The sequence below is a fragment of the Gracilimonas sediminicola genome (genome assembly GCF_024320785.1).
GTDB lineage: Bacteria > Bacteroidota > Rhodothermia > Balneolales > Balneolaceae > Gracilimonas > Gracilimonas sediminicola.
Genome location: NZ_JANDBC010000001.1, coordinates 890,101 through 916,605, shown reverse-complemented (window position 1 = coordinate 916,605; position 26,505 = coordinate 890,101). Strand labels below are relative to the sequence as shown.

25 protein-coding genes are annotated in these 26,505 nt (G+C 44.8%); 12 read left to right on the top strand and 13 right to left on the bottom strand.

The window, feature by feature from the left end:
* The first annotated feature begins 2 nt into the window (after positions 1-2).
* The 3 genes from NM125_RS04205 (at position 3) to NM125_RS04195 (ending at position 4,519) form a co-directional block, all read left to right on the top strand.
* Positions 3-878: an alpha/beta hydrolase family protein gene (locus NM125_RS04205; RefSeq protein WP_255133172.1), complete on the top strand. Its 876-nt coding sequence runs from the start codon at positions 3-5 to the stop codon at positions 876-878.
* A gap of 115 nt (positions 879-993) precedes the next feature.
* Positions 994-3,516, top strand: coding sequence for a zinc-dependent metalloprotease (locus NM125_RS04200; RefSeq protein ID WP_255133170.1), 2,523 nt, complete (start codon positions 994-996; stop codon positions 3,514-3,516).
* A gap of 133 nt (positions 3,517-3,649) precedes the next feature.
* Complete coding sequence (locus tag NM125_RS04195; protein WP_255133168.1) at positions 3,650-4,519, top strand: sterol desaturase family protein; 870 nt, start codon at positions 3,650-3,652, stop codon at positions 4,517-4,519.
* A gap of 3 nt (positions 4,520-4,522) precedes the next feature.
* On the opposite strand, the gene NM125_RS04190 is transcribed toward NM125_RS04195, so the two are convergent.
* The 6 genes from NM125_RS04190 to NM125_RS04165 form a co-directional block, all read right to left on the bottom strand.
* Complete coding sequence (locus NM125_RS04190; protein WP_255133166.1) at positions 4,523-5,140, bottom strand: YdeI/OmpD-associated family protein; 618 nt, start codon at positions 5,138-5,140, stop codon at positions 4,523-4,525.
* 6 nt (positions 5,141-5,146) lie between these two features.
* Positions 5,147-5,725 (bottom strand): YdeI/OmpD-associated family protein, encoded by a 579-nt coding sequence (locus NM125_RS04185; protein WP_255133164.1) that lies wholly within the window; start codon positions 5,723-5,725, stop codon positions 5,147-5,149.
* 73 nt (positions 5,726-5,798) lie between these two features.
* A complete protein-coding gene (locus NM125_RS04180; RefSeq protein ID WP_255133163.1) occupies positions 5,799-7,526 on the bottom strand; it encodes a sodium:solute symporter family protein in 1,728 nt (575 codons plus the stop codon).
* 331 nt (positions 7,527-7,857) lie between these two features.
* A complete protein-coding gene (locus NM125_RS04175; protein ID WP_255133161.1) occupies positions 7,858-8,697 on the bottom strand; it encodes a 3'(2'),5'-bisphosphate nucleotidase CysQ family protein in 840 nt (279 codons plus the stop codon).
* On the bottom strand, positions 8,678-9,646 hold the full coding sequence (locus NM125_RS04170) for an oxidoreductase family protein (protein WP_255133159.1): 969 nt from the start codon (positions 9,644-9,646) through the stop codon (positions 8,678-8,680). Before NM125_RS04170 ends, NM125_RS04175 begins: the two co-directional genes overlap by 20 nt.
* Before the next feature lie 192 nt (positions 9,647-9,838).
* A complete protein-coding gene (locus NM125_RS04165) occupies positions 9,839-10,276 on the bottom strand; it encodes a hotdog fold thioesterase (protein WP_255133157.1) in 438 nt (145 codons plus the stop codon).
* Between the two features lie 115 nt (positions 10,277-10,391).
* Here NM125_RS04165 and NM125_RS04160 point away from each other — a divergent pair, with 115 nt between their 5' ends.
* The 5 genes from NM125_RS04160 (at position 10,392) to NM125_RS04140 (ending at position 17,096) form a co-directional block, all read left to right on the top strand.
* Positions 10,392-12,185, top strand: coding sequence for an AMP-dependent synthetase/ligase (locus NM125_RS04160; RefSeq protein ID WP_255133155.1), 1,794 nt, complete (start codon positions 10,392-10,394; stop codon positions 12,183-12,185).
* Between the two features lie 11 nt (positions 12,186-12,196).
* Positions 12,197-14,542: a 3-hydroxyacyl-CoA dehydrogenase/enoyl-CoA hydratase family protein gene (locus NM125_RS04155; RefSeq protein WP_255133153.1), complete on the top strand. Its 2,346-nt coding sequence runs from the start codon at positions 12,197-12,199 to the stop codon at positions 14,540-14,542.
* A 50-nt stretch (positions 14,543-14,592) separates the two neighbouring features.
* Positions 14,593-14,949, top strand: a complete 357-nt coding sequence (locus NM125_RS04150) for a four helix bundle protein (RefSeq protein ID WP_255133151.1) — start codon at positions 14,593-14,595, stop codon at positions 14,947-14,949.
* Between the two features lie 37 nt (positions 14,950-14,986).
* The gene (locus NM125_RS04145; protein WP_255133150.1) at positions 14,987-16,165 is read left to right on the top strand and encodes a thiolase family protein; all 1,179 of its coding nucleotides are present in this window, start codon (positions 14,987-14,989) and stop codon (positions 16,163-16,165) included.
* A gap of 79 nt (positions 16,166-16,244) precedes the next feature.
* A complete protein-coding gene (locus NM125_RS04140; protein ID WP_255133148.1) occupies positions 16,245-17,096 on the top strand; it encodes an SDR family oxidoreductase in 852 nt (283 codons plus the stop codon).
* Positions 17,097-17,131: 35 nt separating this feature from the next.
* Here the strand turns inward: NM125_RS04140 and NM125_RS04135 are convergent, their stop codons facing one another.
* The 7 genes from NM125_RS04135 to NM125_RS04105 form a co-directional block, all read right to left on the bottom strand.
* Complete coding sequence (locus NM125_RS04135; protein ID WP_255133146.1) at positions 17,132-17,287, bottom strand: hypothetical protein; 156 nt, start codon at positions 17,285-17,287, stop codon at positions 17,132-17,134.
* A 40-nt stretch (positions 17,288-17,327) separates the two neighbouring features.
* A complete protein-coding gene (locus NM125_RS04130; RefSeq protein WP_255133144.1) occupies positions 17,328-17,729 on the bottom strand; it encodes a toxin-antitoxin system YwqK family antitoxin in 402 nt (133 codons plus the stop codon).
* A gap of 97 nt (positions 17,730-17,826) precedes the next feature.
* Complete coding sequence (locus NM125_RS04125; protein WP_255133142.1) at positions 17,827-18,681, bottom strand: hypothetical protein; 855 nt, start codon at positions 18,679-18,681, stop codon at positions 17,827-17,829.
* A gap of 110 nt (positions 18,682-18,791) precedes the next feature.
* Complete coding sequence (locus NM125_RS04120) at positions 18,792-18,974, bottom strand: PspC domain-containing protein (RefSeq protein WP_255133140.1); 183 nt, start codon at positions 18,972-18,974, stop codon at positions 18,792-18,794.
* A gap of 142 nt (positions 18,975-19,116) precedes the next feature.
* Positions 19,117-20,916, bottom strand: a complete 1,800-nt coding sequence (locus tag NM125_RS04115) for a M56 family metallopeptidase (RefSeq protein WP_255133138.1) — start codon at positions 20,914-20,916, stop codon at positions 19,117-19,119.
* A gap of 1 nt (position 20,917) precedes the next feature.
* Positions 20,918-21,298, bottom strand: a complete 381-nt coding sequence (locus NM125_RS04110; RefSeq protein ID WP_255133136.1) for a BlaI/MecI/CopY family transcriptional regulator — start codon at positions 21,296-21,298, stop codon at positions 20,918-20,920.
* Between the two features lie 68 nt (positions 21,299-21,366).
* Complete coding sequence (locus NM125_RS04105) at positions 21,367-21,861, bottom strand: TIGR00725 family protein (protein WP_255133134.1); 495 nt, start codon at positions 21,859-21,861, stop codon at positions 21,367-21,369.
* Positions 21,862-21,934: 73 nt separating this feature from the next.
* On the opposite strand from NM125_RS04105, the gene NM125_RS04100 reads away from it, so the two are divergent.
* The 4 genes from NM125_RS04100 to NM125_RS04085 all read left to right on the top strand — a co-directional run bounded on the left by NM125_RS04100 (position 21,935) and on the right by NM125_RS04085 (position 26,439).
* Positions 21,935-23,494, top strand: a complete 1,560-nt coding sequence (locus NM125_RS04100; protein ID WP_255133132.1) for a cryptochrome/photolyase family protein — start codon at positions 21,935-21,937, stop codon at positions 23,492-23,494.
* A gap of 69 nt (positions 23,495-23,563) precedes the next feature.
* Complete coding sequence (locus NM125_RS04095; RefSeq protein ID WP_255133129.1) at positions 23,564-24,238, top strand: hypothetical protein; 675 nt, start codon at positions 23,564-23,566, stop codon at positions 24,236-24,238.
* Positions 24,222-24,917 (top strand): hypothetical protein, encoded by a 696-nt coding sequence (locus NM125_RS04090; RefSeq protein ID WP_255133127.1) that lies wholly within the window; start codon positions 24,222-24,224, stop codon positions 24,915-24,917. Before NM125_RS04095 ends, NM125_RS04090 begins: the two co-directional genes overlap by 17 nt.
* A 43-nt stretch (positions 24,918-24,960) precedes the next feature.
* Complete coding sequence (locus NM125_RS04085) at positions 24,961-26,439, top strand: FAD-binding domain-containing protein (protein WP_255133125.1); 1,479 nt, start codon at positions 24,961-24,963, stop codon at positions 26,437-26,439.
* The last annotated feature ends 66 nt before the right edge of the window (positions 26,440-26,505 follow it).

Below are 26,505 nucleotides of genomic sequence, written 5' to 3'. Positions count from 1 at the left end.
ACATGGAGATTAGCAGTATTTCGATTTCATCCGGACAGGTAGAATCTAATGAAGGGTTGCCGATCCGTTATGATTTGTATTCACCTATTTCAAGAAACGGACTGAGCTTTCCGGTCATTATTTTCCTGCACGGATTAAAAGGTTTCAAAGACTGGGGACCATTTCCGGATGTTTGCGAAGAACTGGCACGGGCCGGGTATGGAGTAGTTGCCATGAATTTTTCACTCAATGGAATCGGTGACAATAAGACCGAATTCACTGAGTTGGAGCTTTTCGAAAGGGAAACACTTTCACAGGACCTTGATGATGTAGGTACCGTGATTGATGCGCTGCAAAAAGGAGAGATTACAGATAACCACTCCAATCTAAATACAGATGTGATTGGATTGTTGGGGCATTCCCGTGGTGGGCAAACAGCTATCTCGGCAGCTGTTGAATATGCTCCTGTACAGTGTTTAGTCACATGGTCAGCTGTGGCTGATTATCGGGAGCGCTGGACCGAAGAAATGAAAAAAGATTGGGAAGAACAGGGTTATACTGAAATTGAGAACAGCCGCACCGGACAGAAGATGAAGGTCGGGAAAGTGGTATATGAAGACTCCGTGGATAATGCAGAACGGGTTATAGCGATGGAGCGGGTGAAGGATTTGAGAATCCCGACCCTTTTTATTCATGGCAGGGATGACGAAGCTGTGACTTATACCAACTCAGAAAAACTGCATATTGCCTGCGAAGCCCGGGACAAAGAGCTTCGGTTGGTTGCCAACGGCACGCATACGTATGGAGCTGCACATCCTTTTGAAGACCAGGATTTCCCCAAACCTTTTGCTGAAGTGCTGGAATGGACAGAAGGTTGGTTCGTGGAACACCTCCGCTGAGAGGGTTCTTTTAATATTTTTACACATCAATTACCCGCTACTACTTGATTAGCAGGCAAAGTAGCCTCACTTTCACCTATCTGATTATTTACCAATTAAGAACTAACGAGGAACCATGAACTACGGAAAAAATACTTTTACCAAACTTGCCGTATTGCTTCTGAGTTTTACCTTTGTATTTGCAGGGTGTAAAACAGCAGAACAAGCCGCAAGTTCTTCAGAAAACCCAACGCGCGGAATGCGTGGTGGCCCTGGCAGCGATGACGGGATGAAGAAATACAGTGATGTAATCACCAAAGATGCCGAAACAGACGAAGGTCTGTTTGATGTGCATAAAGTTGACGACAAATATTATTACGAAATTCCCGATGACCTTTTAGACCGCGAAATGCTATTAGTGAGTCGTATTGCTAAAACGGCCGATAACCTGGGTTACGGCGGCGAAAAGCTGAATACTCAAATCGTGCGGTGGCAAAAGAAACAAGACAAGATTCTGCTGCGCCACGTTTCCTACGAGAACGTTGCCTCAGATACGATGCCCATTTATGAAGCGGTAAGAAATTCGAACTTCGAGCCCATTATCGCATCGTTTGATATTGCCGCTCTGAACGAAGACTCAACCGGTTCCGTAGTTGAAATCACCAGCCTGTTTACTGATGACATCCCATCTTTAGGATTGGATAGCGGTGACAGACGAGAATATCAGGTGCGCCGTGTTGATGGCAGCCGAACTTTTATTGAGCACATCAACAGTTACCCTAAGAATATTGAAGCGCGGAATCTGATTACATATGACGCCAGTAATCCTCCTTCAAACTCTTCTACCGGAACTATTTCTCTGGAGTTGAACCATAGTATGATTGTACTTCCGGAAGAGGAAATGAGATCTCGTTCGTACGATCAGCGAGTCGGATTCTTCAGTGTTCAGAAAACCAAGTACACGGATAATGCTCAAAAGGCGAAGCAAATACGCGACATCACCCGCTGGAAACTGGTTCCTAAAGATAAAGAAGCCTACATCGCCTGGTTAAACGGCGAAAGTGATGAGCTGGTAGAGCCTGAAAATCCGATTATTTATTATGTAGACCCTGCTACACCTAAGAAATGGAGAGAATATCTGATTCAGGGTGTGGATGACTGGCAAGTGGCTTTTGAGGCCGCCGGTTTCAAAAATGCTATCATGGGTAAACTTCCTCCTACCAAAGAAGAAGATCCTGAGTTCAGCCCGGAAGATGTGCGCTATTCTGTAATCCGGTACTTCGCATCTCCGGTGCAAAATGCCTACGGTCCGCATGTACATGACCCAAGAAGCGGACAGATACTGGAAAGTGACATTGGCTGGTACCACAACGTGATGAACCTGCTTCGCAACTGGTTCTTCATTCAAACGGCCGCAGCTAACCCGGATGCCCGAGGTGTGGAATTTGATGATGAAATTATGGGTGAACTGATTCGATTTGTATCTGCTCACGAAGTAGGTCACACACTTGGTTTCCCTCACAACTGGGGTTCAAGTTATGCCTACACGGTAGATCAGCTTCGCGATCCTGAGTTTACCTCAAACCACGGAACCGCACCTTCCATTATGGATTATGCCCGTTTCAACTATGTGGCTCAGCCCGGTGACGGAGTTACAAATTTCTATCCTGCTGTTGGTGAATATGACAAATGGGTGACCAAATGGGGATATACCTGGTTCCCGGATGACATGAGTGACGAAGAAATCGAAGCTACTCTGAATGAGTGGACTATCGAAAGAGCTGATGATCCGGTTTATTTCTATGGTCGTCAGACAGGAAGTAAAATTGATCCTCGTTCTCAGAATGAAGACCTCACCAACAATGCTATGGAAGCCGGTGAACTTGGTCTTGCCAACCTTCAGGTTATTACTGAAAACCTGATTGACTGGACAGAGAGAGATGGAGCTAACTTCGAAGAGCTGGAAGAACTGTACGGCAATGTCCTCAGCCAGTGGTACCGCTACATGGGCCATGCACTCAGCAATATTGGCGGTGTGTATGAGAATCATAAAACCTATGAGCAGGACGGTGCAGTTTACGAGCCGGTACCCGAAGCTACACAACGTGATGCCATGGAGTTTCTGCAGCAGCATGCATTCAGTTCACCAACCTGGGCATTCAGTGATGAAATCCTGAGCCGCGTGAACCAGTCATCTGCAATTGATAACTTCAGAAACTACCAGGAGAATGTACTTGGTAGTGTAGCAGATGCTCAACGTATTGCTCGCCTGATTGAATTTGAGCGACGAGCTTCCGGTGATGTTTACACCGCTTTTGAAATGATGGATGACCTGCGAAATGGTATCTTCACTGAAGTGCGTGCAAACGAGAATATTGACGTGCATCGCAGAAACCTGCAGCGTGCATACATCGAACAGATGGAATCATTGATGAACAATGAGCTTCCAAGTATTCCTGCTCAGTGGAGACAATTTCTTGGCTGGACCCAGGTTGATGTAAGTCAGTCTGATATCCGACCAATCGTTCGAAATCAGCTTACTATCCTGAACCGCGATATCGCTCGTGCGCTCAGAAGTGGTGGATTTGACCGATCAACCCGTGTGCATCTTGAGGACGCGCAAATGAGAGTTGAAGACATTTTAGATGGTGACGATTAATTTCTAAACCAGCTAAGTAATTTTTTAGCCCCCGCTCATAACTTTGAGTGGGGGCTTTTTTTTATGTTTTGATTTTGAAGATCAATCACTGTTTTAGCATCTTTAGCAGGTGGCTAATTAACACTCTGTTTCTATGGAATCATTAATTGAATTTTTTGAAGATGTCCCCACGGTTTTCCGGGCGGGCATGTTGGTGGGCGGGATTTTTCTGTTCTGGATTATTGAAGGTGTTTTTCCGCTCTTCGAGTTTGGATATAAAAAAGTACGCCATGCAGCTATCAATCTGGTGCTAAATGGTTTTTTTGTGGTGATAGGTCTGGGTTTTGCCGGTCTTTTGGTTTGGTCATCCAATTATGTGACGACTAACGAATTCGGCGTTCTTCAATGGGTTGAAATGCCGGTGTGGGCTCAGGCCATAGTTGGAGTAATGCTGCTCGATTTCTTCGGTGCTTACCTGATTCACTGGATAGAACATAAAGTTGTGTTCATGTGGAAATTTCATCTCGTTCACCACAGTGATACTACTGTAGATGTAACCACCGGGCTCCGTCACCACCCCGGCGAAGCTGTTTTCCGAATGGTTTTTACCATTATTGGGGTGATAGTTGTAGGTGCACCAATCTGGATTGTCTTCCTTTATCAAAGTATATCGGCATTATTCGCGCACCTGACCCATGCGAACATCAACATGCCAAGAAAGATAGACCGGGCTTTATCATGGGTATTTATCACACCGTTGATGCATAAAGTTCACCACCATTATACGCAGCCGTTAACCGATACTAACTATGGGAATATCTTTGCCGTTTGGGACCGAATGTTTGGAACTTTTGCCCAGGTAGATGAGATGACTGAACTCAAGTATGGCATCGATACACATATGGACCCGGCCGAGAATGATAATCTGGGCAATCTGCTTAAGATTCCATTTCAAACTTATCGCCCACCGGTAGGATCTAAGTTTGGGGATGAAGCAGATATCCGTGAATCTGACAATGATTAATCATCAATCATGAAATCCTTTCCCTTCCATGATTTTTGGAATGTATTTCTCAATTCTTCGTTGCCGGGTTGAAGACTGCTTAGCTCCGGAGAAGTGAATGATGTAGCCGCGTTGCCTGCCGGGTGTTAGTGCTTCAAAAGACTCTTTTAGTATAGGGTCTTCATCGAATTTTGCCTGTAGCTCTTCAGGAATGGGTTCCGGGTTCTTTTTGAATTTCACCTTCTTTCCGGAATTCTCAATCTCAATAGCTTCCCGGATATATTCTTTTATAGTGTTCTCAGATTCATTGATTTGTTCAACATTCGTGAACTTAAATAGGCGGGCTGCCTGTGAATTTTTCCCGGGTTTAACAAGAATTTTGTTTTGATCCTGGAGCAGAGATCCTTTAAAAAAGCTGACCGAGCAATAGTTTTTGAAGGCGCTGAGGATAAGTACGTTGCTGCCTTCAAAAGTGTAGCAGGGCACACTCCATTTCACTTCTTCTGTAAGCCCCGATTCAAGGATGATGAGCCGTAGCTGTTTCAGTTCCTCCTGCCAGTCTTGTACCTTGCAATCGGGGGTGCCGCCCAGCGGACAGCGCCCGCAACCGATATCGAGATATTGATCAACTTCTGGGTTCATTTTTCTTTAGTCATGTAATCCTTTTCCCTCCAGAATGTCCGGAATGGCTTTTTCTACTCTTCGTTTACGTGTCTTGGATTGTTTAGCCCCTGAAAAGTGAAGTAGGTATCCGCGCTGACGTCCCGGAGTTAATGATTCAAAAGCCTTTTCCAAAGCGGGGTCTTCATCAAGTTTAGATTGAAATTCTTCAGGCACATCAAACTCTGAAGTCTTCTTCATTTTTACTTCTTTTCCTGATTTCTCCACCTCAACTGCTTCATTGACATACGCCTGAATGATGTGTTCCGTGTCTATAATTTCTTCAACATTGGTGAATCGAAGCTGGCGGGCTGACTGGACATTCTTTGTTTGCTGGATCAGAATGTCCTCAGGGTCTTTCAGCAACACTCCCTTGTGAAACAGAAGAGCACAGTAATCTTTAAACCCATGGATGAGTACTACATTATTTTTGTTAACCGTGTAGCAGGGACAACCCCATTTCAATTCCTCCGTGAGTCCACATTCCAGGATGAGCATTCTGAGTCTTTCATATTCTTGTTTCCATTGAGTGTCTTTCTCAAAAAACCAGTCAACCTCAGGATTCATAGACAAGCAGCTTGAATTGATATGTTGCCGGAATGATACTAAAATGAAGAGAAAACTTTGAGCAGAAATAAGTTTATCTATTCTTAAAAGCAATGCTCACTAAAAACCCAACAAGTACAACAACCGCAGTCCCAACCGGATTCAGCCACAGAAATTCGATGGCTTTGGCATATCCATCAGGCACCTCGTTCCAGGGAAAGATGAAGGAATAATCAGCGGTTGTGGCATTATAGAAAAGCCGGTCGAAGGCAAAAACGGAGAGCATTCCGGAAATCAGCCCCACCAAAGCACCCGTTCCTGTGGCTCGTTTCACCCAAAGGAGGAGCACAAATACGCCGAGAATAGAACCATAAAAATAGCTGCCGATCTGGTTTACCAATTCAATAATCGATTTCGTTTCCCCAAGTAAGAGGGCAGAGACGGTAGCAATGGCTCCCCACATAAAGGTTACACCTCTTGATGATTTAACATAGTGTGCTTCGGTATGAACGTCTCCTTTCAGGCGCTGATACCAATCGACAATAGAAACCGTGGTTAAAGCATTCAGTTCACTGTCGATACTACTGAGGGCTGCCGCAAAAATCCCGCCCACGATCAACCCGATAATTCCGATGGGCACATGGTTCAGGATAAAATAGGGGAAGATGTAGTTGGTGTCGTTAACGTCCGCTTGTTGGATTTCGGCCTGCAGTGCCAGGTCAGCCTGACGAGCTTCATTCATCTCTTTGTCGGCATTGACAAACGCTTGCTGGGTTCCCGGATTTCGGTTTTGGACAGCTTCGAGGGCCGCACCTTCCCGGGCAATATGAGCCAGCTGATACTCTTTCAGGATTCGTTCTTCCGCCAGTTGGTATTCCTGCGTTTCGGCCACCGGTTCGGTAGCACGGAAAGAAGCAGGTGCAGGGTTAAAAATGAAAAATACGTACAGCATCACCCCAAGAAGCAGGATAAAGAACTGCATGGGGACTTTAGCATAAGCTGTTAGAAGTAATGATTTTCGTGCATTTTTGACCGAATCGGTTGTGAGGTAACGCTGAACCTGCGTTTGGTCGGTCCCGAAATAGGAGGCCATCAGAAAGAAAGCGGCAATAACTCCGCTCCATACATTGTACTTCTCAGAAAGGTCAAAATTCAGATCGAGGGCGGTCAGCTTATCCAGGCTTCCGGCAAGATACAGAGCATCATTAAAATTGACTTCTTCCGGGAGGTTGACCCAAATCAACCCAAAAGAAAAAATGAGCCCGAACATCATAATGGCCATTTGTTTCACATCGGTATTGATAACGCCGGCAATTCCCCCAACTGTAGTATATGCCGTAGCGATTACTCCAATAATTATGATGGTGACATTCAGAGGAAGCCCCAGCAGCAATGATAAAACATAAGAAGGAGCCGCAATCACAACGCCCAGTGCCAGGCCTCGGGAGATCAGAAAAAGTCCGGCTGTAGTTAGCCTTGTTTTCAACCCAAATCGTTCTTCAAGCACTTCATAAGCCGTAAAATTCTGCATTTTGTTGAAGAAAGGAACCAGAAACATGCAGATGAAAATCATGGCAAATGGAATAGCCAGGTAGGTTTGCACAAAGCGCATGTCTTCTACATAGGCAATTCCGGTTGTTCCGATAAAGGTGATGGCCGAGGCCTGGGTTGCCATGACCGAAAGTCCGGCCGCCCACCAGGGCATCGAGCGGTTGGCAAGCAGGTAGCCTTCAATGGTAGAGGCGTCTTTACCCTGACGGGTTCCATCCCAAACGGTATATCCAAGAAAAGCGATTAAAACCGACCAGTCAATCCAGCTCATAAATCAGGGCAGATTGAAGGTTGTGGTGAAGATCAGAAATAACAAGATGTAGGCAACGCCCAATACCAGTACGATGGTGTAGTCTTTGAGCCACTTGGGTTCTGAGGTCGGTTTATTTTCCATGCCCGATAATAGCTAATGTGACTTTCTTTTGAAAGTGGGAGAACAGCGAATAACGAATCTTCGTTACGAGCGCAAGGATTATAACAGCAAAATCGTCCATCGCAAATCAATGCGAACAGCGATTAACCGATTAACGATTTCCGAATAACGAATAACGAATAACGAATAACGAATTTACGAATAACGAATTTACGAATCACCGAAACATTTACAACCCGGCTAAATACTCTACGCATTCATAATAAATTCCCTCATGGTGCATAAAGGTGCTGTCTTTTCTGTTCAGGTCCAGCGGGTCGCCATTAAAGTTTGTGGCTCGGAATCCAAGTTCGTGAAATATGCAGGCAGTGGCCGCGAAATCCCAAAGACTGCCTCCGCCAATTTCTTTCTTGGGGTGCTTAATCATATTGGCGGGAGTATGTTGTACTACTTTGATGGCGTTCAGAACCGAGCCGCCGCCCTGAATTACTTTTAAGCCTGATAAATTTAGTTCACCCACTTTATGATAAAGATGCCTCATCAGCTCATCCGGCCGGGGAGTCTTGGTCAACGGTTTGTCGGTAATATGGGTCAGGTAATTATTTGGTTTGGGCCGTTTCCAGAGTTTATCATTTTTAAAAACCCTGTGGCCTTTGGCAGCATGATACATGGTTTCAGTGCTGGGGTCGTAAATGACACCGATGACAGGTGTTCCACCCCGGGAAACAAGGGCTATAGATACCGAGAAATCTGGTATTTTACGGCTTAAGGCCAGGGTGCCGTCGATGGGGTCAACACACCAGAAATAATCTTTTTCAAACCGGCTGCCATCGTCTTCGGTTTCTTCTGTTAGCAGGGCTATATCATGTTCTTCACAAGTGGGAAGCAAGTATGAAAGAATCTCATCTTCACATTCCTTGTCCACTTTAGTGACGATTTGAGAGGCATAATTACTTCCGCCATCAGGCTTTACCTTCACATCAATGGTAGTATCCAAATAAGATTTTATGATGCGGCCGGCAGCTAATGCGGCTTCCATAGCAGTTTCTTTAAGAGGTAACAGGTTCATCCAATAGGGTGTTTATCACTTCGTTGGTTACACGCTCACTATAGCTGTTGATTTTCCAGTGCTCCGGGCTCCATCCCTTCAGAAAACGGTGGAAATCTGCCCAGGCTACCCGGTATAAAGGCCGCCATTCCTTTTCAAGGTCTGGGTTTTGCTCGCCCGTTGACTGTTGTAAATAGCTGAAATAGGTGTCCAGAATCTGTTCCTCGAGGGCTTCACAGTCTTCCTCATCCAGGCAGCTTCCGATAAAATAGGCCAGATCTTTCATGCCACAGCCTCCTCCCACATACTGAAAGTCTACGGCTGCAACTTCTCCCCGCTCCGAAAAACAAAAATTTGCCAGCTTTGCGTCTCCGTGCACAAAAGTCTTAAACCTGCAGGCTTTCAGTTTTTGATCAATAATGGAGGCGGCCTTTTTCAGGCGCTCGTCGCTTAATGCCTCAAGTTCCTGAGGGCGAGTTTCTAAATGCCAGTAGGTGCCCTGATCCCATAATCCCTCCGGGACCATACCCAAGAAACTGCCATGAAAATCCGCCAGCCATTTTAGAATTGGGGTGATTTCTTGCCAGCTTACCGACGTTTTTCGGAGCGGGTAACCGGAGGCATTGAGGTCTTCCAGGACCATAAGTACTTCATGCTCCTTATGATTAATGGCCAAACAGCGGGGTAGCCGGGCTTTGGATTGATGACTGTACTGCTCGTACCAGGTGGTTTCCACTTCATAAGACTTGAGCTTGCGCTGATGGCCGATATCGGTGTTCCAACCCCGGGGATGCTGTTGGGACTTTTCCGTTTGAACGTGCTTTACCACCACACTGGAAACCTGCGCTCCTTCGAGATGTATGCGGAGGATCTTTCCGTAACCACTCCAAAGCTCCTGTATAACTACCTCATCGCTGATGGAGGTAGCACCGGTGCATTCTAAGATGAAAGTTTTAAACGATTCATTCATTGAGTCGGAAGATAGCAAAGATATGGCAGTGGATTGAAGGGGAGTTAAGTTACCAATGGTGATATTTGCTCAGGGTGAAAAATAAATAGTTCATCGAAAACCGGTAGCTCAATCCATCACCAATCAAATTAGCAGAATTGCGATAACCCGATTAAAGATTTGCGAATAACGAATTTACGAACCACTGAAATATCAACTATCAGGTCGATTAATCACAGCCAGGGTACAGCGCGAAGAACACACCAGCTTTTCCCGTTCATCCCGTAGCTCACATTCCCAGACCTGAATTTTTCTACCAATATGAACAGGCTTTGCAGTTCCTGTTACTTTGCCTCCCATCTTCACGGACCGGATATGATTGGCGTTTATCTCCACCCCTACCACTGTTTGGCTGGAATCTTCCAATTGAAACCAGCCGCCTACCGAACACAACGTTTCGGCGAGGGCAACAGAAGCTCCACCATGTAATACCCCGAATGGTTGCACCGAATTTTCATTTACCGGCATGGTGGCTACCATTTTGTCTTTGGCCACGTGCTCAAACTCCATCCCCAAAGCATGCCCCATATGCTTATGGGAAAAGTTGAAATAAATTTCGGCTTTCTTTTTTAGATCCTCTTGGATGAACATGAAATTTGAATTTGATTAACAGTGTTAAGTTATTAAAATAAAGAGTGGAACCGCTTTCAAATGAATAGTGAAAGTGTATATTAGAAAATACACGCAAACATGATAGGAAAATAATATGAAATACGAACCTACCACGATTTTGTCTGTCGTCTCTGAAGGAATTGAAAAAAATGAAACAGGGATATATTCGGCTGTAAAGCGGGATGGAAAATGGATTGAAACAACCATCGATGATTTTAACCAAATGGTACACGACCTGGCTATGGGCTTGTATGAGCTGGGCGTTCGGAAAGGAGATAAGGTTTCTCTGCATGCTGAAAACAGTACCGAGTGGTTGGTAATAGACCAGGCCATTTTATCCTTGGGCGCGGTTGTAGTGCCTATTTATACCACTCAGCCCGGCGAGCAGATCAAGTACATCCTGGAGAATTCGGAGGCTAAGGTTCATTTTGTATCTAACGATGAAGTGTTTGCGGAAACCAAGCCGCTGATTAAGGGTGTCGAAAACGTAAAGGCGATCATTTCCATTCTCGGTTCAAACCATAACAAGCTCAAGACTTTTGATGATATCCTGGAAATAGGGCATAAGAAGGGGGAGGAAGATCCGAATTTGTTTGATAAGCTTCGCAGTGATGTGCAACCCGATGACCTTGCCACACTGATCTATACATCAGGGACCACCGGTGTACCGAAAGGAGTGATGCTGACCCACAACAATATTGCCGGGAACGCCCTGGCCTCGCACGAAATTTTTCCTTTCGACCCTAAAGAGCACGATGAACCAAAGGTGCTTTCCTACCTGCCGCTGGCGCATATGTTTGAACGAACGGCATCTTATATCTATGCCTATGTGGGGGTTCCTCCTTATTACATCGATGAGGTGGAGGAGATACGGGATGATTTTCAAACCGTGAAGCCAATCTATATGGTTACCGTCCCACGGCTTTTGGAGAAGATTGTAACCGGCATAAAAGTAAAGGGTCAGGAATTTAGCGGGTTGAAGAAACAGCTGTACTATTGGGCGGTTAATTTAGCTGAAGAATATGATCCGGAAGATCCGCCGGCTTCCTGGAAATGGAAAATTGCCGACAAGCTGGTGTATGCTAAAATCCGGGAAATGTTTGGTGGAAACCTGGTGGGGCTTAATGTGGGGGGAGCCGCGCTTTCACCGAATATCGCACGCTTTATGAACGGAATCGGGATTTATTGCGGACTGGGGTATGGTCTTACGGAAACTTCCCCGGTACTAACCGGGCCACCTGTGGGGGAACTCAGAATCGGTTCATCCGGAAAGCCGCTGGTGGATGTGGAGCTCAAAATTGCCGAAGATGGAGAAATTCTGGCTAAAGGTCCGAACATCATGAAAGGCTATTACAAAATGCCGGAAAAAACCGAGGAGGCAATAGATAAAGACGGCTGGTTTCATACCGGAGACATCGGGCATATTGATGAAGATGGCTGGTTGTTTGTAACCGACCGGAAGAAATCGCTTTTTAAACTTTCAACGGGTAAATATGTAGCTCCGCAACCCATAGAGAATGCATTGGTAAACAGCGGGTTTATTGAGCAAGCTGTGGTTGTGGGAAGTGAGCATAAATTTTGTGGTGCATTGATCGTCCCGAACTGGGAGAACATGAAGAAACGGTTTAAGTCAACCGGACACGACTTCCCGGAAGATAATCCTACTGAGAATAAGTATGTGATCAAGCGAATTCAGAAGGAAATAGACAAAGTGAACGAGGAGCTTTCCAAGTGGGAGAAAGTGAAAAAGTTCAAGCTGTTGAAAGATCAGTTTACCATTGATGACGGAGAAATCACACCCACGCTTAAAATTAAACGAAATGTGATCAACGAGAAATACAAAGAACAAATCGACAGTATCTACGCAGAAGAAGAGGAAGAATCTTAGGATCTAAATTTATGAGTACAAAGAAATATTCGATCAGGAAAGTAGCTGTATTAGGGTCAGGAGTGATGGGGAGACAGATTGCAGCGCATTGCGTAAATGCCGGACTGGACGTGGTGTTACTGGATCTTAAAAGTGATGACCCCAATCGCCCAAATAAAACGGTGGAAGAAAGTCTTCAAAAAGCTTCGAAGATGAAGCCGGCGCCCTTCGGAAAACCGGATTTTGCCCAACGAATCGAAGTGGGAAATTTCGAGGATGATTTTGATAAGCTAAAAGAGGCCGATTGGATTTGTGAAGTGATCGTAGAGAAGATGGACATCAAAAAGGATATGATGTCTCGCATTGAAAAGATTCGAAAGCCGGAAACTATTGTTAGTTCCAATACATCCGGGCTTCCAATAAGTGAGATTTCCGAAGAATGCAGTGATGATTTTAAAGCTCATTTCCTGGGAACGCACTTCTTTAATCCACCCCGGTATATGAAGCTTCTGGAAGTAATTCCAACTGCAACCACTTCCGAAGATGTAACTGAATTCATGCACCGCTTCTGTGAGAAAACACTCGGCAAAGGGGTCGTGATTTGTAAAGACACGCCCAACTTTATCGCCAATCGGATTGGGATTTTCTCCATCGCTAATATCATGCCTTATTTCTTTGATGGTGACTTCCGGGCTGAAGAAATTGACTTGCTAACCGGAACACTCACCGGGTATTCCAAAGCAGCCACCTTCCGAACGGCAGATATGGCCGGACTGGATGTTACCAATCATGTAGCCAAAAACCTGTATCCATCCATCCCGGATGATGAAATGCGGGAGACTTTCAACCTGCCGGAAGAATTCGAAAAAATGGTGGAAGATGGTATGATCGGTAATAAAGCCGGGAAAGGGTTTTACTCGAAGCAGGATGGAGAATACCTGGTTATCAATCCGGAGACGTTTGAATATGAGTCTCAGCAACAATTGGAAGACCCGATTCTGGATGAGGCAAAAAAAATAAAAGACACAGCAGAACGATTGAAGTTCTTGGTTTTCTCTGAGGATAAAATCGGCGATTTTCTCTGGAATGTGCACCGGGACTTACTGCTGTATGCGGCCAATCGAATTCCTGAAATTACCGACTCCCCTCTTTCCATCGACCGTGCCATGCAATGGGGGTTTAACTGGGAAATGGGGCCTTTCGAGCGCTGGGATGCCTTAGGACTTAACAACATGGTAGAGCGGCTTGAGAAGGAAGGAGCTGAAATTCCTGAGTTAATTAGTGAAATGCTGGATGCCGGAATATCATCTTTTTATGAAGATGGAAAGGTGTATGATCCTCAATCTAAGTCCATGGTAGATATTCCGCCGGAGGCTAAAAAAGAAGTCAAGGTCCATCATCTTCGTAAGCAGAAATCTCCGGTGATGGAGAACAACAGTGTGTCCCTTCACGATATGGGTGATGGAGTTGCACTGTTTGAATTCCACACTCCAAATTCCACACTGGGTAGCGAGCTGGTTCAGTCCCTGTATAATTCGCTGGATACGGTCAAAGATCAATTTGGTGCACTGGTTATCAGTCATGATGCCGACAACTTCGCTTTTGGAGCCAACCTGAAAGAGGCCCTGGTTGCCAAGCAGAATAACGATTGGGACAGCGTGGTGGAAGCTGTTGAAAACTTCCAGAAAACAGCCGTTGCTCTCAGGTATGCTCCATTTCCGGTAGTAGTTGCTCCTTTTGGCAAAACCTTGGGCGGAGGCGTAGAATTTTGCCTGTATTCGGATAAAGTAGTGGCCCATCATGAATTGTATATGGGTTTGGTAGAAGTAGGAGTCGGGTTAATTCCGGCCGGTGGAGGAACCACGGAGCTGCTCCGAAGGGCTATGGAAAAGCTGGAGGGAGATGCAGATCCATTGCCTTTTATTCGGGAGGTATTCAAGACTATCGGGATGGCAAAAGTATCGGAAAGCGCTCACCGGGCTCGTGAACTCGGGTATATGAGGGATTCCGATACAATTGTTATGAATCGTGATCTTTTAATCAAAAGAGCCAAAGAAGAAGCTCTGAACTTAGTTCACGCGGGTTATCAGTCGCCGGCTGAAACTCCGATTAAAGTGTTGGGAAAGACTGCTCTTGCTGCCATGAAACTCATGCTCCATGTTATGCATGAAGGAAAGTATATCACTGATTACGACAAAGTGGTAGCTGAACGGGTGGCCTATGTATTGGCTGGTAGAGATTTAAGTGAAGCGCAGGAAGTCCCGGAATCTTATCTCTTGAAGCTGGAAAGGGAAGCAATCCTTGAATGCCTGCAGGATGATCGAACACTAGCCCGAATGGAACACATGCTGAAGAAGGGAAAACCATTAAGGAATTAGATTTTTGAGTGGTGAGTCTTGAGAAATGAGTGCTGAGTAACAACTTTGGAATGAACAAATATAAGAACTTAGAGATTTGGAAAAGGTCGGTAGATCTGGCTACAGAGGTTTACTCAGCTACAAAGTCATTCCCAAAGGAAGAGAAGTATGGTATTACATCTCAGATGAGGAGGTGTGCTGTGTCAGTACCTTCCAACATTGCAGAGGGTGCTGGTAGAGAAGGTAAAAAAGAGTTTAAATATTTTTTACACATCGCATATGGATCCATCTATGAGTTAGAAACACAGTTACTGATTGCTAATAATCTTGGTTATCTAAAAGATGAAGATCATTCTAAGCTATCAGCAGAGATCGATGAAATTCAGAAAATGATTTACGTATTTGCAAATAAACTTAATAATAAATGAGTATCTCAATACTCGTTTCTCAAAACTCACTACTAATATGAGAGAAGCATATATCGTTGCAGCAGCTCGAACAGCTTGTGGGAAAGCCAATAAGGGATCCCTGCGGTTTACCCGGCCAGATTCAATGGGAGGGGCAGTTGTTAAAGATTTACTTAATCGAACCAAAGGACTCAAAGCTGAACAGGTTGAAGATGTTATAATGGGTTGTGCCTTTCCGGAGGCGTCACAGGGACTAAATGTGGCCCGACAGATCGCTTTGTTGGGTGGATTGCCAGACTCAGTTCCGGGTGTTACCGTAAACCGGTTTTGTTCCTCGGGGTTGCAAACCATTGCTATGGCAGCAGAACGTATCATGGCCGGTGGCGCTGATGTGATCATTGCCGGAGGAGTAGAATCCATGAGCCTGGTTCCTATGGGAGGCATGTCGGTTCAACCCAACCCGGAGTTGGTTGATGATAAGCCGGGCGTGTATGTAAGCATGGGTATCACGGCTGAAAATGTAGCCGATAAGTACGAAGTCAGCCGGGAAGATCAGGATCAATTTGCCTACCGAAGTCATCAGCGGGCGATAAAAGCCTGGGAAGATGGAAAATTTGACAGCCAAATCACTCCTGTAGAAGTCCATGAAAAGAAAGTAACGGCTGATGGGGAAGTAGTAGAGGAATCATTCACCTTTAAACAGGATGAAGGCCCCAGAAAAGATACTTCGGTTGAGGCACTATCGGGACTGCGGCCTGTGTTTAAAAATGGAGGAAGTGTTACGGCTGGTAATTCATCACAAATGAATGATGCCGCTGCCGGTGTAGTCGTTATGAGTGGAGAGATGGTTGAGAAGCTTGGCCTGGAACCTATGGCCAGGTACGTTGGATTTCAGGTTGCCGGTGTGGCCCCGGAAATCATGGGCATAGGACCGATTGAAGCTGTTCCAAAAGTACTGAACAAAACCGGATTGAAATTATCGGACATTGATTTGATAGAACTTAATGAAGCTTTTGCTTCACAGTCGCTGGCGGTAATTAGTGAGCTTGGGTTAGATCAGGAAATCACAAACGTAAATGGCGGAGCTATAGCCATGGGGCACCCGCTTGGTTGTACCGGGGCTAAGTTGACCACACAGATTCTCTACGAGATGAAAGAACGCAATTCAAAATATGGATTGGTTACCATGTGTATAGGCGGCGGAATGGGTGCTGCCGGTATTTTTGAAAATCTTTAATAAGGAGGACCACCGACAAACTACGGCCGACACTCGTCGATAGTCTGTTGTCAATGGTCACTCTTCAATACAGGAAATTATGTTCAAAGAAGACACGCTATCAGGACAAACAATCTTAATTACAGGTGGGGGCAGTGGCTTGGGGCTTTCTATGGCTAAGGGTTTTGCCCGATGCGGAGCAAATATTGCCATCTGTGGGCGTACGGAAAAGAAGCTGGAAAAGGCCGTCAAGGAAATAGAAAAAGAAGGGGAAGGGATTGTAGCACGTTATTATCAATGTGATGTACGAGATTATGATGGTGTAACAACGATGTTTGAACAAATCATAGACAATTTTGGAGCTATTACCGGTTTAGTGAACAATGCAGCCGGGAATTTCCTTTCCGCTTCGGAGGACCTTTCACCAGGTGGATTTAAAGCCGTGGTAGATATTGTCCTTCATGGCAGCTTCAACTGTACGCATGTGTTCGGTAATTACTTGATCGATAATGAAAAAGAGGGGAATATTCTGAATATGGTAACCACCTATGCCGAAGGTACAGGTTGTGCTTTTGTGTTACCCTCAGCCTGTAGTAAAGCGGGAGTGTTAGCGATGACTCGTTCCCTGGCCTTTGAATGGGCTACATACGGAATCCGATTAAATGCCATAGCCCCCGGCCCTTTTCCTACCGAGGGCGCCTGGTCAAGATTGGTGCCTAAGAAAGTGTTGGAGAAGAATTTTAAGAATAAGATTCCTGCAAAAAGATATGGCGAGCATGAAGAGCTCGCCAATCTTGCAATCTTTCTTATGTCTGATCTCGCTCCCTATATAACCGGGGAATGTGTGGTTATTGATGGAGGAGAAAGGCTTCAGGCCGGACAGTTTAATTTTGTGGACGGATTAATGTCGCGCAGTAAACTGAAAAAATTATTTAAAGCAATGAAGCCTTAGTGGAATTGATTCTCACTGTCACTACTACTTTAGGATTAGGAAATAGCCAGTCCTAATGCCAGTGCAGAGATGATCAAAACGTAATAGAAACGTTTCACATTTTTATCCGGCTTATGAAGGCCAAAAATGTTTTTAAAGATGTAGTGGTCAAATCCTAACTTGTAATATTTTTCATATAACTTAGCTCTCATAATAGCACCTCCTCATTTTTTTGGTGCGGTTTATTTTTATTTAATTTTCTTTTAGATCAGCAAGTCTCTTTTCAAGCTGGTCTATTTGTTGTTCAATTTGTTTGATAGCAAACTGCTGTTTATCAGCCTTTACTACTTTACCGTCAATAACGGTTTCAACAGAAATTCGCTCTCCCTTATTAAAAGTAGAGGTTGTTACGATATCTCCGTCAATTGAGGAATACAGTGCCCACTTACCGTGGGGCCTAAATAAGTCCCCTTCTTTCCAATACTGCCCTTCCTGAGCAACTGTTCCATCAGCATCATAAAACTTGACGCTAAAAATGTTGTCTTCAATATGTGTCAACACTCGATCGTGTTTCTCATTGGTAATGTTCTGCTGGGCAAATAATCCAGTAGAAAAAACAGCAATGAACAGTATGGGTAAGAATTTAGTCTTCATAGATTTCCTCTTGTTGTTTCTACCCCAATGTTAAGGAATTGTTAACTTAAAGTAAATGGTATGTTAACGAAAAGTTAACATTAAGTTAACACAGGGCTCAGAGGAACTGTGAGAGGCGTTTTTCTATGCTTTCAATTTGCAGGGAAAGCTGATAGGAGTCATAAGCAGTGTAGGGTGTCTCCCTGTCCATTTGTATAGACTTTAAAAACATGAGGGCTGTTTTCTCGGCTGATTTTGCCGGATCGAAGCTTTGTTTTTCAAAAAAGAGGTGATTCCCTGAATTAAGCCTGCCGATACGAATGTCCTGGGAGGGAACATTGCATTCCAGGATCTCTTGCTTGGTGGAAGCAATGCGTTTGTGAGTGTTTTCGGCCGCCCCGGTGTAAATTCTGATGTCGGCTGTTGAGCCATTATCAAACCGAAGAAAAATGTGAATGGTTATAGGATGTTTACCTTCGAGATTGATGGCTTTGGCTTCTGCATGATGGATACCGCTGTCTATCCATTTCATGCACAGTCCGAGTTCGTCGATCCAAAAATGGCGAAATTCTTCATCAGTGCCAATGAATTGAGTGTGGTTGACCTCACGGGTGATGCTTAGAAAAACCGGGCGGGACATACGGTCCATCATCCATTGAGTAGCGGGGGCGAGGGTTGGCCAATGAGAAAACTGTACGTGAACACCTGCTTCTTTGGTAGCCCGGTAGATTTTCTCCAGCTTTTGGGTGTTGGTGGGCTGACGGGAAATGAGAAAACAGTTCAACCCCAACTGAATACCTTCGAGGAGTATATCAAGGTTCTGTTCCGTCTCATCTATTAAAAGACAGGCATCGACGGTGCCTACTTCCCTGATGCTCGGGCAAAGCTCTACTTCCTGAACAATGCGGTGAGGGCGTAAATGCTGCTCCCAGGCTACTGCCCGTTTTGCATCTCCTACAATTCCAACTTTCATAAGCAATATGATCCCGTTTAATTGGGTCTCAAGATGCTAATGAGGAAGGAATTTTACAACAATGCGGAATTTGGGGTGTGTAATTATTTTAATCTCTGATGAATAGGTGATCAGTCGGGCATTACAATGGCAAGAATAAAATAAGCCAGTACAGCCGTCCCGAAACTGGAAACGAGGATAATAGCAAAAATAATACGGACAAGTGTTGGGTCCCATCCGAGATACTCAGCAAAACCTCCGCAAACGCCGGCAAGCATTTTGTCTGTTCTTGATTTTCTTAATTTAGCTGGCATGTTGGTATAGTTAGTTTGATTATAATCTAACCTTTCGGTACGCCATCTAAAAAAAGATGTTTCAAAAAAAGTTCAAATAAAAAAGCGGAGCTGCTAACTCCGCTAATTTACTATGTTTAAATTTTTGATTAGTGCTGGTATTCTATCCTTGGTTACGTTCTGCCTCTGATTTTTTAACGGGTGGAGGTGGGGGAGTCGAAAACTCTGAGTCCTCCAATTTAAAATTAATGGATAGCGCATATTGTACCCGAACCGGGCGACCTCGTTGGTAACCTGGAGTAAACTGGACCTGTTTGACAACCTTAAGGGCTTCCTCATCAGCCCCGCCTCCAATTCCACGAACAACCTGGGCATTTTCTACATTACCTTGTTCATTTACGATGAATTGCACCGTAACTCTGCCCTCAATTCCCGCTTTACGAGCCGTTTCAGGATATTCTACTTTAGACTGTAACGAAGCCATACCGCCAATAAGCTTGGGCATTTGTTCGACTACCACAAAGTAATCTTCTTTTTTCGAAGCTTCGCTATCATGAACGGAGATATACTCTTCTAATGGGGAGTTAGCAGAAGCAACTCCGTGACTGAATCCGGTAGTTTTCTTAGGAGAATGTTGCACCCATACCGAAGTTTTGTCAATCCCGGTAAGGATTGGAGTACTTGAAGTAATGCTGACATCCATTTCATTGATAGTAAAATTCAGTTTAGAACCATCAATATTTCCGGCATTAACCCCACCATCGAAACGAGCCGGGGAAATTTTAAATACACCATATTCATTGGCATTTAGGAAAAAGGCACTCAGTCCGGTTGAAGCAGCTCCGGCTTCACCTTCCATATTTATAACCTCTTTTCCATTAATTGTCATATTGATATTTCTGAATTCGTAAGAAGCATTTTCCAGTTCTTCAGGCGAAGCCATTTCCGGCCCTCGTAAATCAGAGCAGGCGATGGGCAGGGTGATCCCTAAAATCATCAGGAAGAGAAAGAAGATGCTTTGCCTGAACGATGCTTTATGTAATTTGTGATATTTCATGGTCTTAATACGTTTTTTAAGTGTTGAATTTTTGACTGCCATACTCACCGAGAGTTTTCCAACACCGGTGTTGAGTGGCACTAATTCATACAAGAGATTGGCATAAGACTTAATGGAGAAATCGGATTTGGAAAGTACCTCCTGATCGCAACTGATTTCGCGATAGGTGTCGATCTCCTGGTTGCCGTATCGGATTAACGGGTGAAACCAAAACAGAGATTCGATCATGGACAACGCCAGCTGCAGCAAATAATCACCCCGCTTAATGTGGATGAGCTCATGCTGCAGGGCCATGTCCAGTTTTTCCGGTTCATGTTGCAGAATTTTTGGAAGGACAATCACCGGTTGCTTCCATCCAAATGTGAATGGAACCAACGGATGATCATGAAAAGCCAATTTCACCGGTTTGTTATTGGTCCGGTCAATTTCATGCGGGATTTCCTGCAATTCCGTAAGGCTTAAATTGTTATATAAAGATTTCAGTGCCGCGTAACTACTGATGAGTCTTCCGATCATAAAGAGGGAGATCAGACTAATTAAAACGGTAGCGGCTCCTATAAAAAAGGAAGGTTCCTGCCATTGGATCACAGATAGTTCAGCAGAAGAAGGATTGGCACCGGGTACTATCTCAATAGGATTTTGTACTATAAAAAAAGCAGTCTCCAGGTTAGATGAAGCAAACCATTCCGGCACTTTACTCATGATGGCAGCAACTGCTATGCCCAGCGGCAGGGAAAGGATAGCTGCTGTTCTCAGGTGATAATGAAACAGCGGATTCAGTTTCTCACGTGTTTTCAGAAATAGAAAAGCCAGGGCACAGCAAATGGTCCAAATCATGATGGGAAACCAAAAGGTGTCCAGGCTTACATTACCAATTACTTTGATAAGTTCGGTGAGTTCATACATGTTACTTGTCCTCCATGTTGTCTATCATGTCGCGGAGTTCCTTCAGTTCCTCCTCGCTGAGGTTTTCTCTCTTCACCAGCGTTTGCACCAGGGCAGAGGTTGATCCCTTAAATACTTTATCAATCATGCCGGATACCAGGCTCGACTGCACCTCTTCCGGCTTTTTACGGGCGCTGTATACATAGGTCACGCCGTCTTTACGATACTTTAAATATCCTTTGTCGTTTAAATTCTTCATGATGGTCATGACGGTGGTATAAGCTACTTTACGTTCCTTCAGGATTTCTTCCTGCACCTGAGCAACGGTAGCTTCCCCCATTTCCCACACGTGGTGCAGGATTTCCATTTCCGATTCTCCAAGGGGTGTCAATGATTTTCTCATAGGTCTAAGTCTGAATTAGTTAATACTAATATAATAGTATTTAATTAAAGTTCAAGATTTCAATTTTTTTAGGAAGACTTAAAAGAATCTACAATCCCCAAAACTTCTTCCAATGACTCGGATATACTCAACTGTTCATATCCGAATTTCTGGAAGAAGGAAATCGACTCCGGACTTTGGTTCAGTAAAAGGATGGGTTTTTGAGCTTTGATAGCCAGAGCAATTTCCGAGGCGGTGCCCGGGCCAATACCAACCCCGATCACTACATCAGCCGTAAGTACATTGATGTTATTACGTGCACTACCCATTCCTGTTTTAATGGGGATATCTACAAATTCGGATTGATCCTCTCCATTCTCGGAAGGCAGGACTCCTATGGTGGTTCCACCGGCCGATTTTGCTCCTTTCATAGCGGCTTCCATTACACCCGAAGCCCGCCCGCCGGTTAATACATAGTAGTCGTTTTCAGCCAGTAGCTTACCAAGTTCAAAAGCTGTTTCAAGATCTTTATCCGTTGCCCCTGAACCGGGTCCCATTATTCCGATGATTCTTTTGTTGTCCATAGCGAATGATACTTTAAAGCGCGTTAAGATTCGAGTAAGGAACGTTCTGCATGCAATTATCAATTTCTAAGGCATGAGCCGTACATATTTAACTCACATAGATTCATCTATAAAGCAGGAAGATCTGCGAAACCATCAAAAGGCTGTGTTTATTTTGCATGATCAGCTGAATCTGGATGCCTGGCCAAGCCGGGTTCGTGAAGAAAAACCCTTGCTGATATTTATAGAGTCAGCTAAGAAGGGGAATTCCCTGCCCTATCATAAAAAGAAATTGATTTACCTGCTGAGCAGCATGCGGCACTTTGCCCTTGAATGTGCCGATGCCGGATTTCCGGTGCTCTATCATTCCACAGAAAAACATTATGATGAGGGGCTGAAGGATATCCTTTCACAAAATCCCGGGTTGGAATTGACCTATATGACTCCTTCCGAATGGGATTCAAGAGAGCGACTTCGGCAGGTTCAATCGGCGTATGAAGAACGGGTGCAGGAAATCCCCAACAACTTTTTCCTTGCAGATGCCGAGGAATACAAGGAGAAAGTAGCCGATGGCTGGGTGATGGAATATTTCTACCGCGAAATGCGCCGAAAGACCGGCTACTTGATGAATGGTGATCAGCCCGAAGGCGGCGAATGGAATTATGATGAAGAGAATCGCGAGAAACTTCCCAAAGGTCACCGGATTCCTGAGATAGCGGAGACGGAAGTGGATGATGTAACCCGGGAAGTGATCGATATGGTGGAAGATTGGTTTCCTGATCATTTCGGAAAGAGCGAAGACTTTACATATGCGGTTACCCGCCGGCAGGCTTTATACCGTCTCAACGAATTCATTGATGAACGGCTGGATGAATTCGGGCCGTACGAGGATGCGATGGCTCATGGTGAATACGATCTGTTTCATTCGCACTTGTCTTTATATATGAACAACGGACTTATTCTCCCCAAAGAAGCCTGCGATAAAGCAGAAGAGGCCTATGAAAAGGGGAGTGCCCGGTTAAATTCAGTTGAAGGTTTTATTCGACAGATTATAGGCTGGCGGGAATATGTACGAATTTACTATGAAGGAATGATGCCGGAAGTTCGGGATGTTAATCACTTCAATTTCACCAAAAAGCTGCCGGAGATGTATTGGACGGGAGAGACCAAGATGAACTGTATGAGCGAGTGCCTGAAGCCGGTGATAGAAAAAGGTTTTTCCCATCACATTCCCCGGCTGATGGTACTTAGCAATTTCAGTAATCTTACTGAAACCGACCCGAGAGAACTGAACCGGTGGTTTCACCTGGCCTATGTAGATGCTTACGAATGGGTGGTGCTGCCCAATGTGCTGGGGATGTCAACCTTTGCGGATGGAGGAGTTTTAGCATCCAAGCCGTATGTGAGCAGCGGGAATTACATCAACAAAATGAGCGACTACTGCAAGCATTGCGAATATAAGATCAGCAAGAAAACGGGGGATGATGCCTGTCCTTTTAATTATCTCTACTGGAATTTTATCGACAAGCAACGGGAGACTTTCACTCAAAACGGCCGGGCTAATTTTATGGTGAATATGTTTGATAAGAAATCGGAGGAGGATAAAAAGGCCATTTGGGAAAGCTCGGAGGAATTCATTGATAGGCTACATTAGCCGACCACTTCTTTTGCAAAAATCACTGAATTTCCGCTTATTCTATGACACACTAAAAAACGGGGTTTTATGGAAAAGGAAACAAAATTGCTAATCGGGGCGGTTGTACTCGGGGCCATCGGCTTTTTCATTCCGCTTTATTTCGGGAAAGCCTGGATGGCACTGTTCATCGCTCTGCTCATCGGCATCATATTCCTGGGAAGAATGGTCAGCCTGAGTAAAAACACATTCGAATCTCAAAATGCCTACCGGGTGGTTTACGGGCTGGTAGTTTTGGTGGTTCTATTTAATGCCATTGCTTTTGCACACGACTATGGAAGGCGGGATTTTCAAAAAAACATTCTTCTTGAAATACGGAAGATTATCGACACCGGGGTAAGCAAAGCGGATGTTCAGGAGAAGTTGATTTATATACTCGGCCAGTATCATCAAAACGACTGGGAATCGGTGGTTGAAACGTTCCGGGAATTGATGCCTGAAAAATTAGGGGAAGAAGGAGTATATGTTTCTGATTTCGATCTGCGAAACACTAAAATGGGTACTAATCTGGAACCGGATGAAAGTGAGGGTATCAATCACTTCTATGAAATTGATGAGGAAGCCGATGAGATTAAAGTGTTGGTGGTTGGTGAAATTTCGTTAGGAGAAGATCCGGAATATGAGAACTACGACGGACAAAAAGGAAAGTATGAAATGATGTTCACGTTGAACGAAGAGGGGGTACGCTATGAAGTTCTCAATTAGAAGATTCAATGAATGGCTGATTGTAGTGCTCCTGATCATTCTTGTGCCGGCGCTGGCATGGCTCATTGACGATTTCCTGCCCGGGAATGTTCATTACCTGTTTAATCCAAATCCCACTACGGTTTTGATTGGATTAGCTTCTGCAGATGCGATTGATATTTTTCGGGGAGATGACCCGGCGGGCTTTTCACTAACATGGGAAACAGTATCCATCTATCTGAATGTGGTGATTTATTTGATGCTGGGCCCTTATCTGTTATTGATGGGATATAAAAAAGCAAAAGAGAATGAGCACCGTACTAAACCCTGGTACTGGTATGCGGGTGTTCTCATTTGTATCGGTTCGTTGTCAGTTGTACCTGCTGAAATTATAAAACTTAAGGTATATGCAAATACCACGGCGAGTGCAGCTGTAAGCAAGGTGCAAGACAAGATGAGAACGGAACTTGCCGAAGTAGGATTTGCTACCGCTCAATATGAAATTCTGGAGGGTGGTGTTACCGAGTCGTTTACCGTGGAAGACCTGAATTTGGAAGGCCTTGAATTCCAATATTCGGTTGAAAACATACTGTCCGATACACTTATTACATTAATGGTTTCAAATCCTGATCTTCCCGGGTACACCGTTAAAATGGATGTAAAGCCTTACAGCCAAAGTGTGCTAAAACAACGGAATTAGTTGATCCTGAATTTGGTTTGCCCGAACAGAAAGCAAACCGATTATGAAAAACATCAACAGCTATCGAAAGTTTAAGCGCAACGACAAGGAAGTGAACCCGGAGGGAGAGTATATCTTGTATTGGATGCAGGTCAACCGCCGGTTTCAGTACAACTACGCCCTTGAGTATGCCGTCGCGCTTTCCAACAAATATGAAAAGCCCCTGCTAATTTACGAGGGATTGAATGTGGATTATCCCTGGGCATCCGACCGCCTGCATACCTTCATCATGCAAGGGATGAAGGAAAACCTCGATTATGCAAGGCAGCATAACCTGAACTACTACAGCTACCTGGAGCCGGAGCCCAAAGCCGGTAACGGGCTTTTTTACAAGTTGGCTGATCATGCCGCTGCCATTGTTTCGGATGAATACCCGGTTTTCATCATCCGGACACATAACGAGAAAGTAGCTGATAAGGTTGATGTCCCGTACGTCACCATCGATTCCAACGGCATCATTCCGCTGGGAATTACCGACAAGGACCCCTATTCAGCCTACCTTTTCCGAAAAGTAATGCAGGAGCATTTTCTGGAAGCCTATACTCATCCTCCCAGACAAAATCCGGTGGATGATTTGGAGATTCAGGAGAATGTGGAGTTACCGGATGCCTTCCTCAAGAAATATCCCCCCGCAGATGAGAAGCTGGAAAATATTGAGCAAACGGTATCAGAACTGGCTATTGACCATTCGGTTAAACCGGCTGATTCAGACGGAACCCGGCAGGCTGCTTTAGGGAAATTGGGGCATTTTGTAGCGCATAATCTCCATCAATATGACGATAAACGTAACGACCCGGATGCAAAGGCTTCCAGTGGATTGAGTCCGTGGCTGCACTTTGGAAAAATCAGCGAGTATGAAATCGTGAAAACGGTGCTTGATCACCAGCCGGAAGGGTGGGACCTGGATTCCATCACCCCTAACAACGGAAAGAACTCGGGCTTTTTTAACGGAGACCCAAACATCGAAAGTTTTTTGGATGAAGTGATTACCTGGCGGGAAGTTGGCTTTCATTATGCGCATCACCGCCCGGATTATGATCAATTTGAAAGTTTACCGAATTGGGTTAAAAAAACCACCTCGAAACATGAGGGGGACGAACGGGAATGGATCTATTCTTTGGAGGAATTTGAGCAGTCCCAAACGCATGATGAAATCTGGAATGCAGCCCAAACCGAACTCCGTGAAACCGGGGTGATGCATAATTATCTTCGGATGCTGTGGGGAAAGAAAATCATAGAATGGACACCGGATTACCGCACGGCACTGGATTACATGATTGAGCTCAATAATAAATATGCGCTGGATGGCCGGGACCCCAATAGCTATTCCGGAATTTTCTGGTGCTTTGGTCGCTTTGACCGCGCCTGGCAGGAACGCCCTATCTTCGGTAAGCTTCGATATATGACGAGCGATTCAACCCGTAAAAAGGTGAAGCTGAAGCAGTATTTGGATAAGTTTGGGAATCAGAAATCATTATTGTAGCAGAAGAAATCAGGAGCCAGAACTCAGAATTCTGACTCCTGAGTTCTGAATTGTGAATTCTGAACA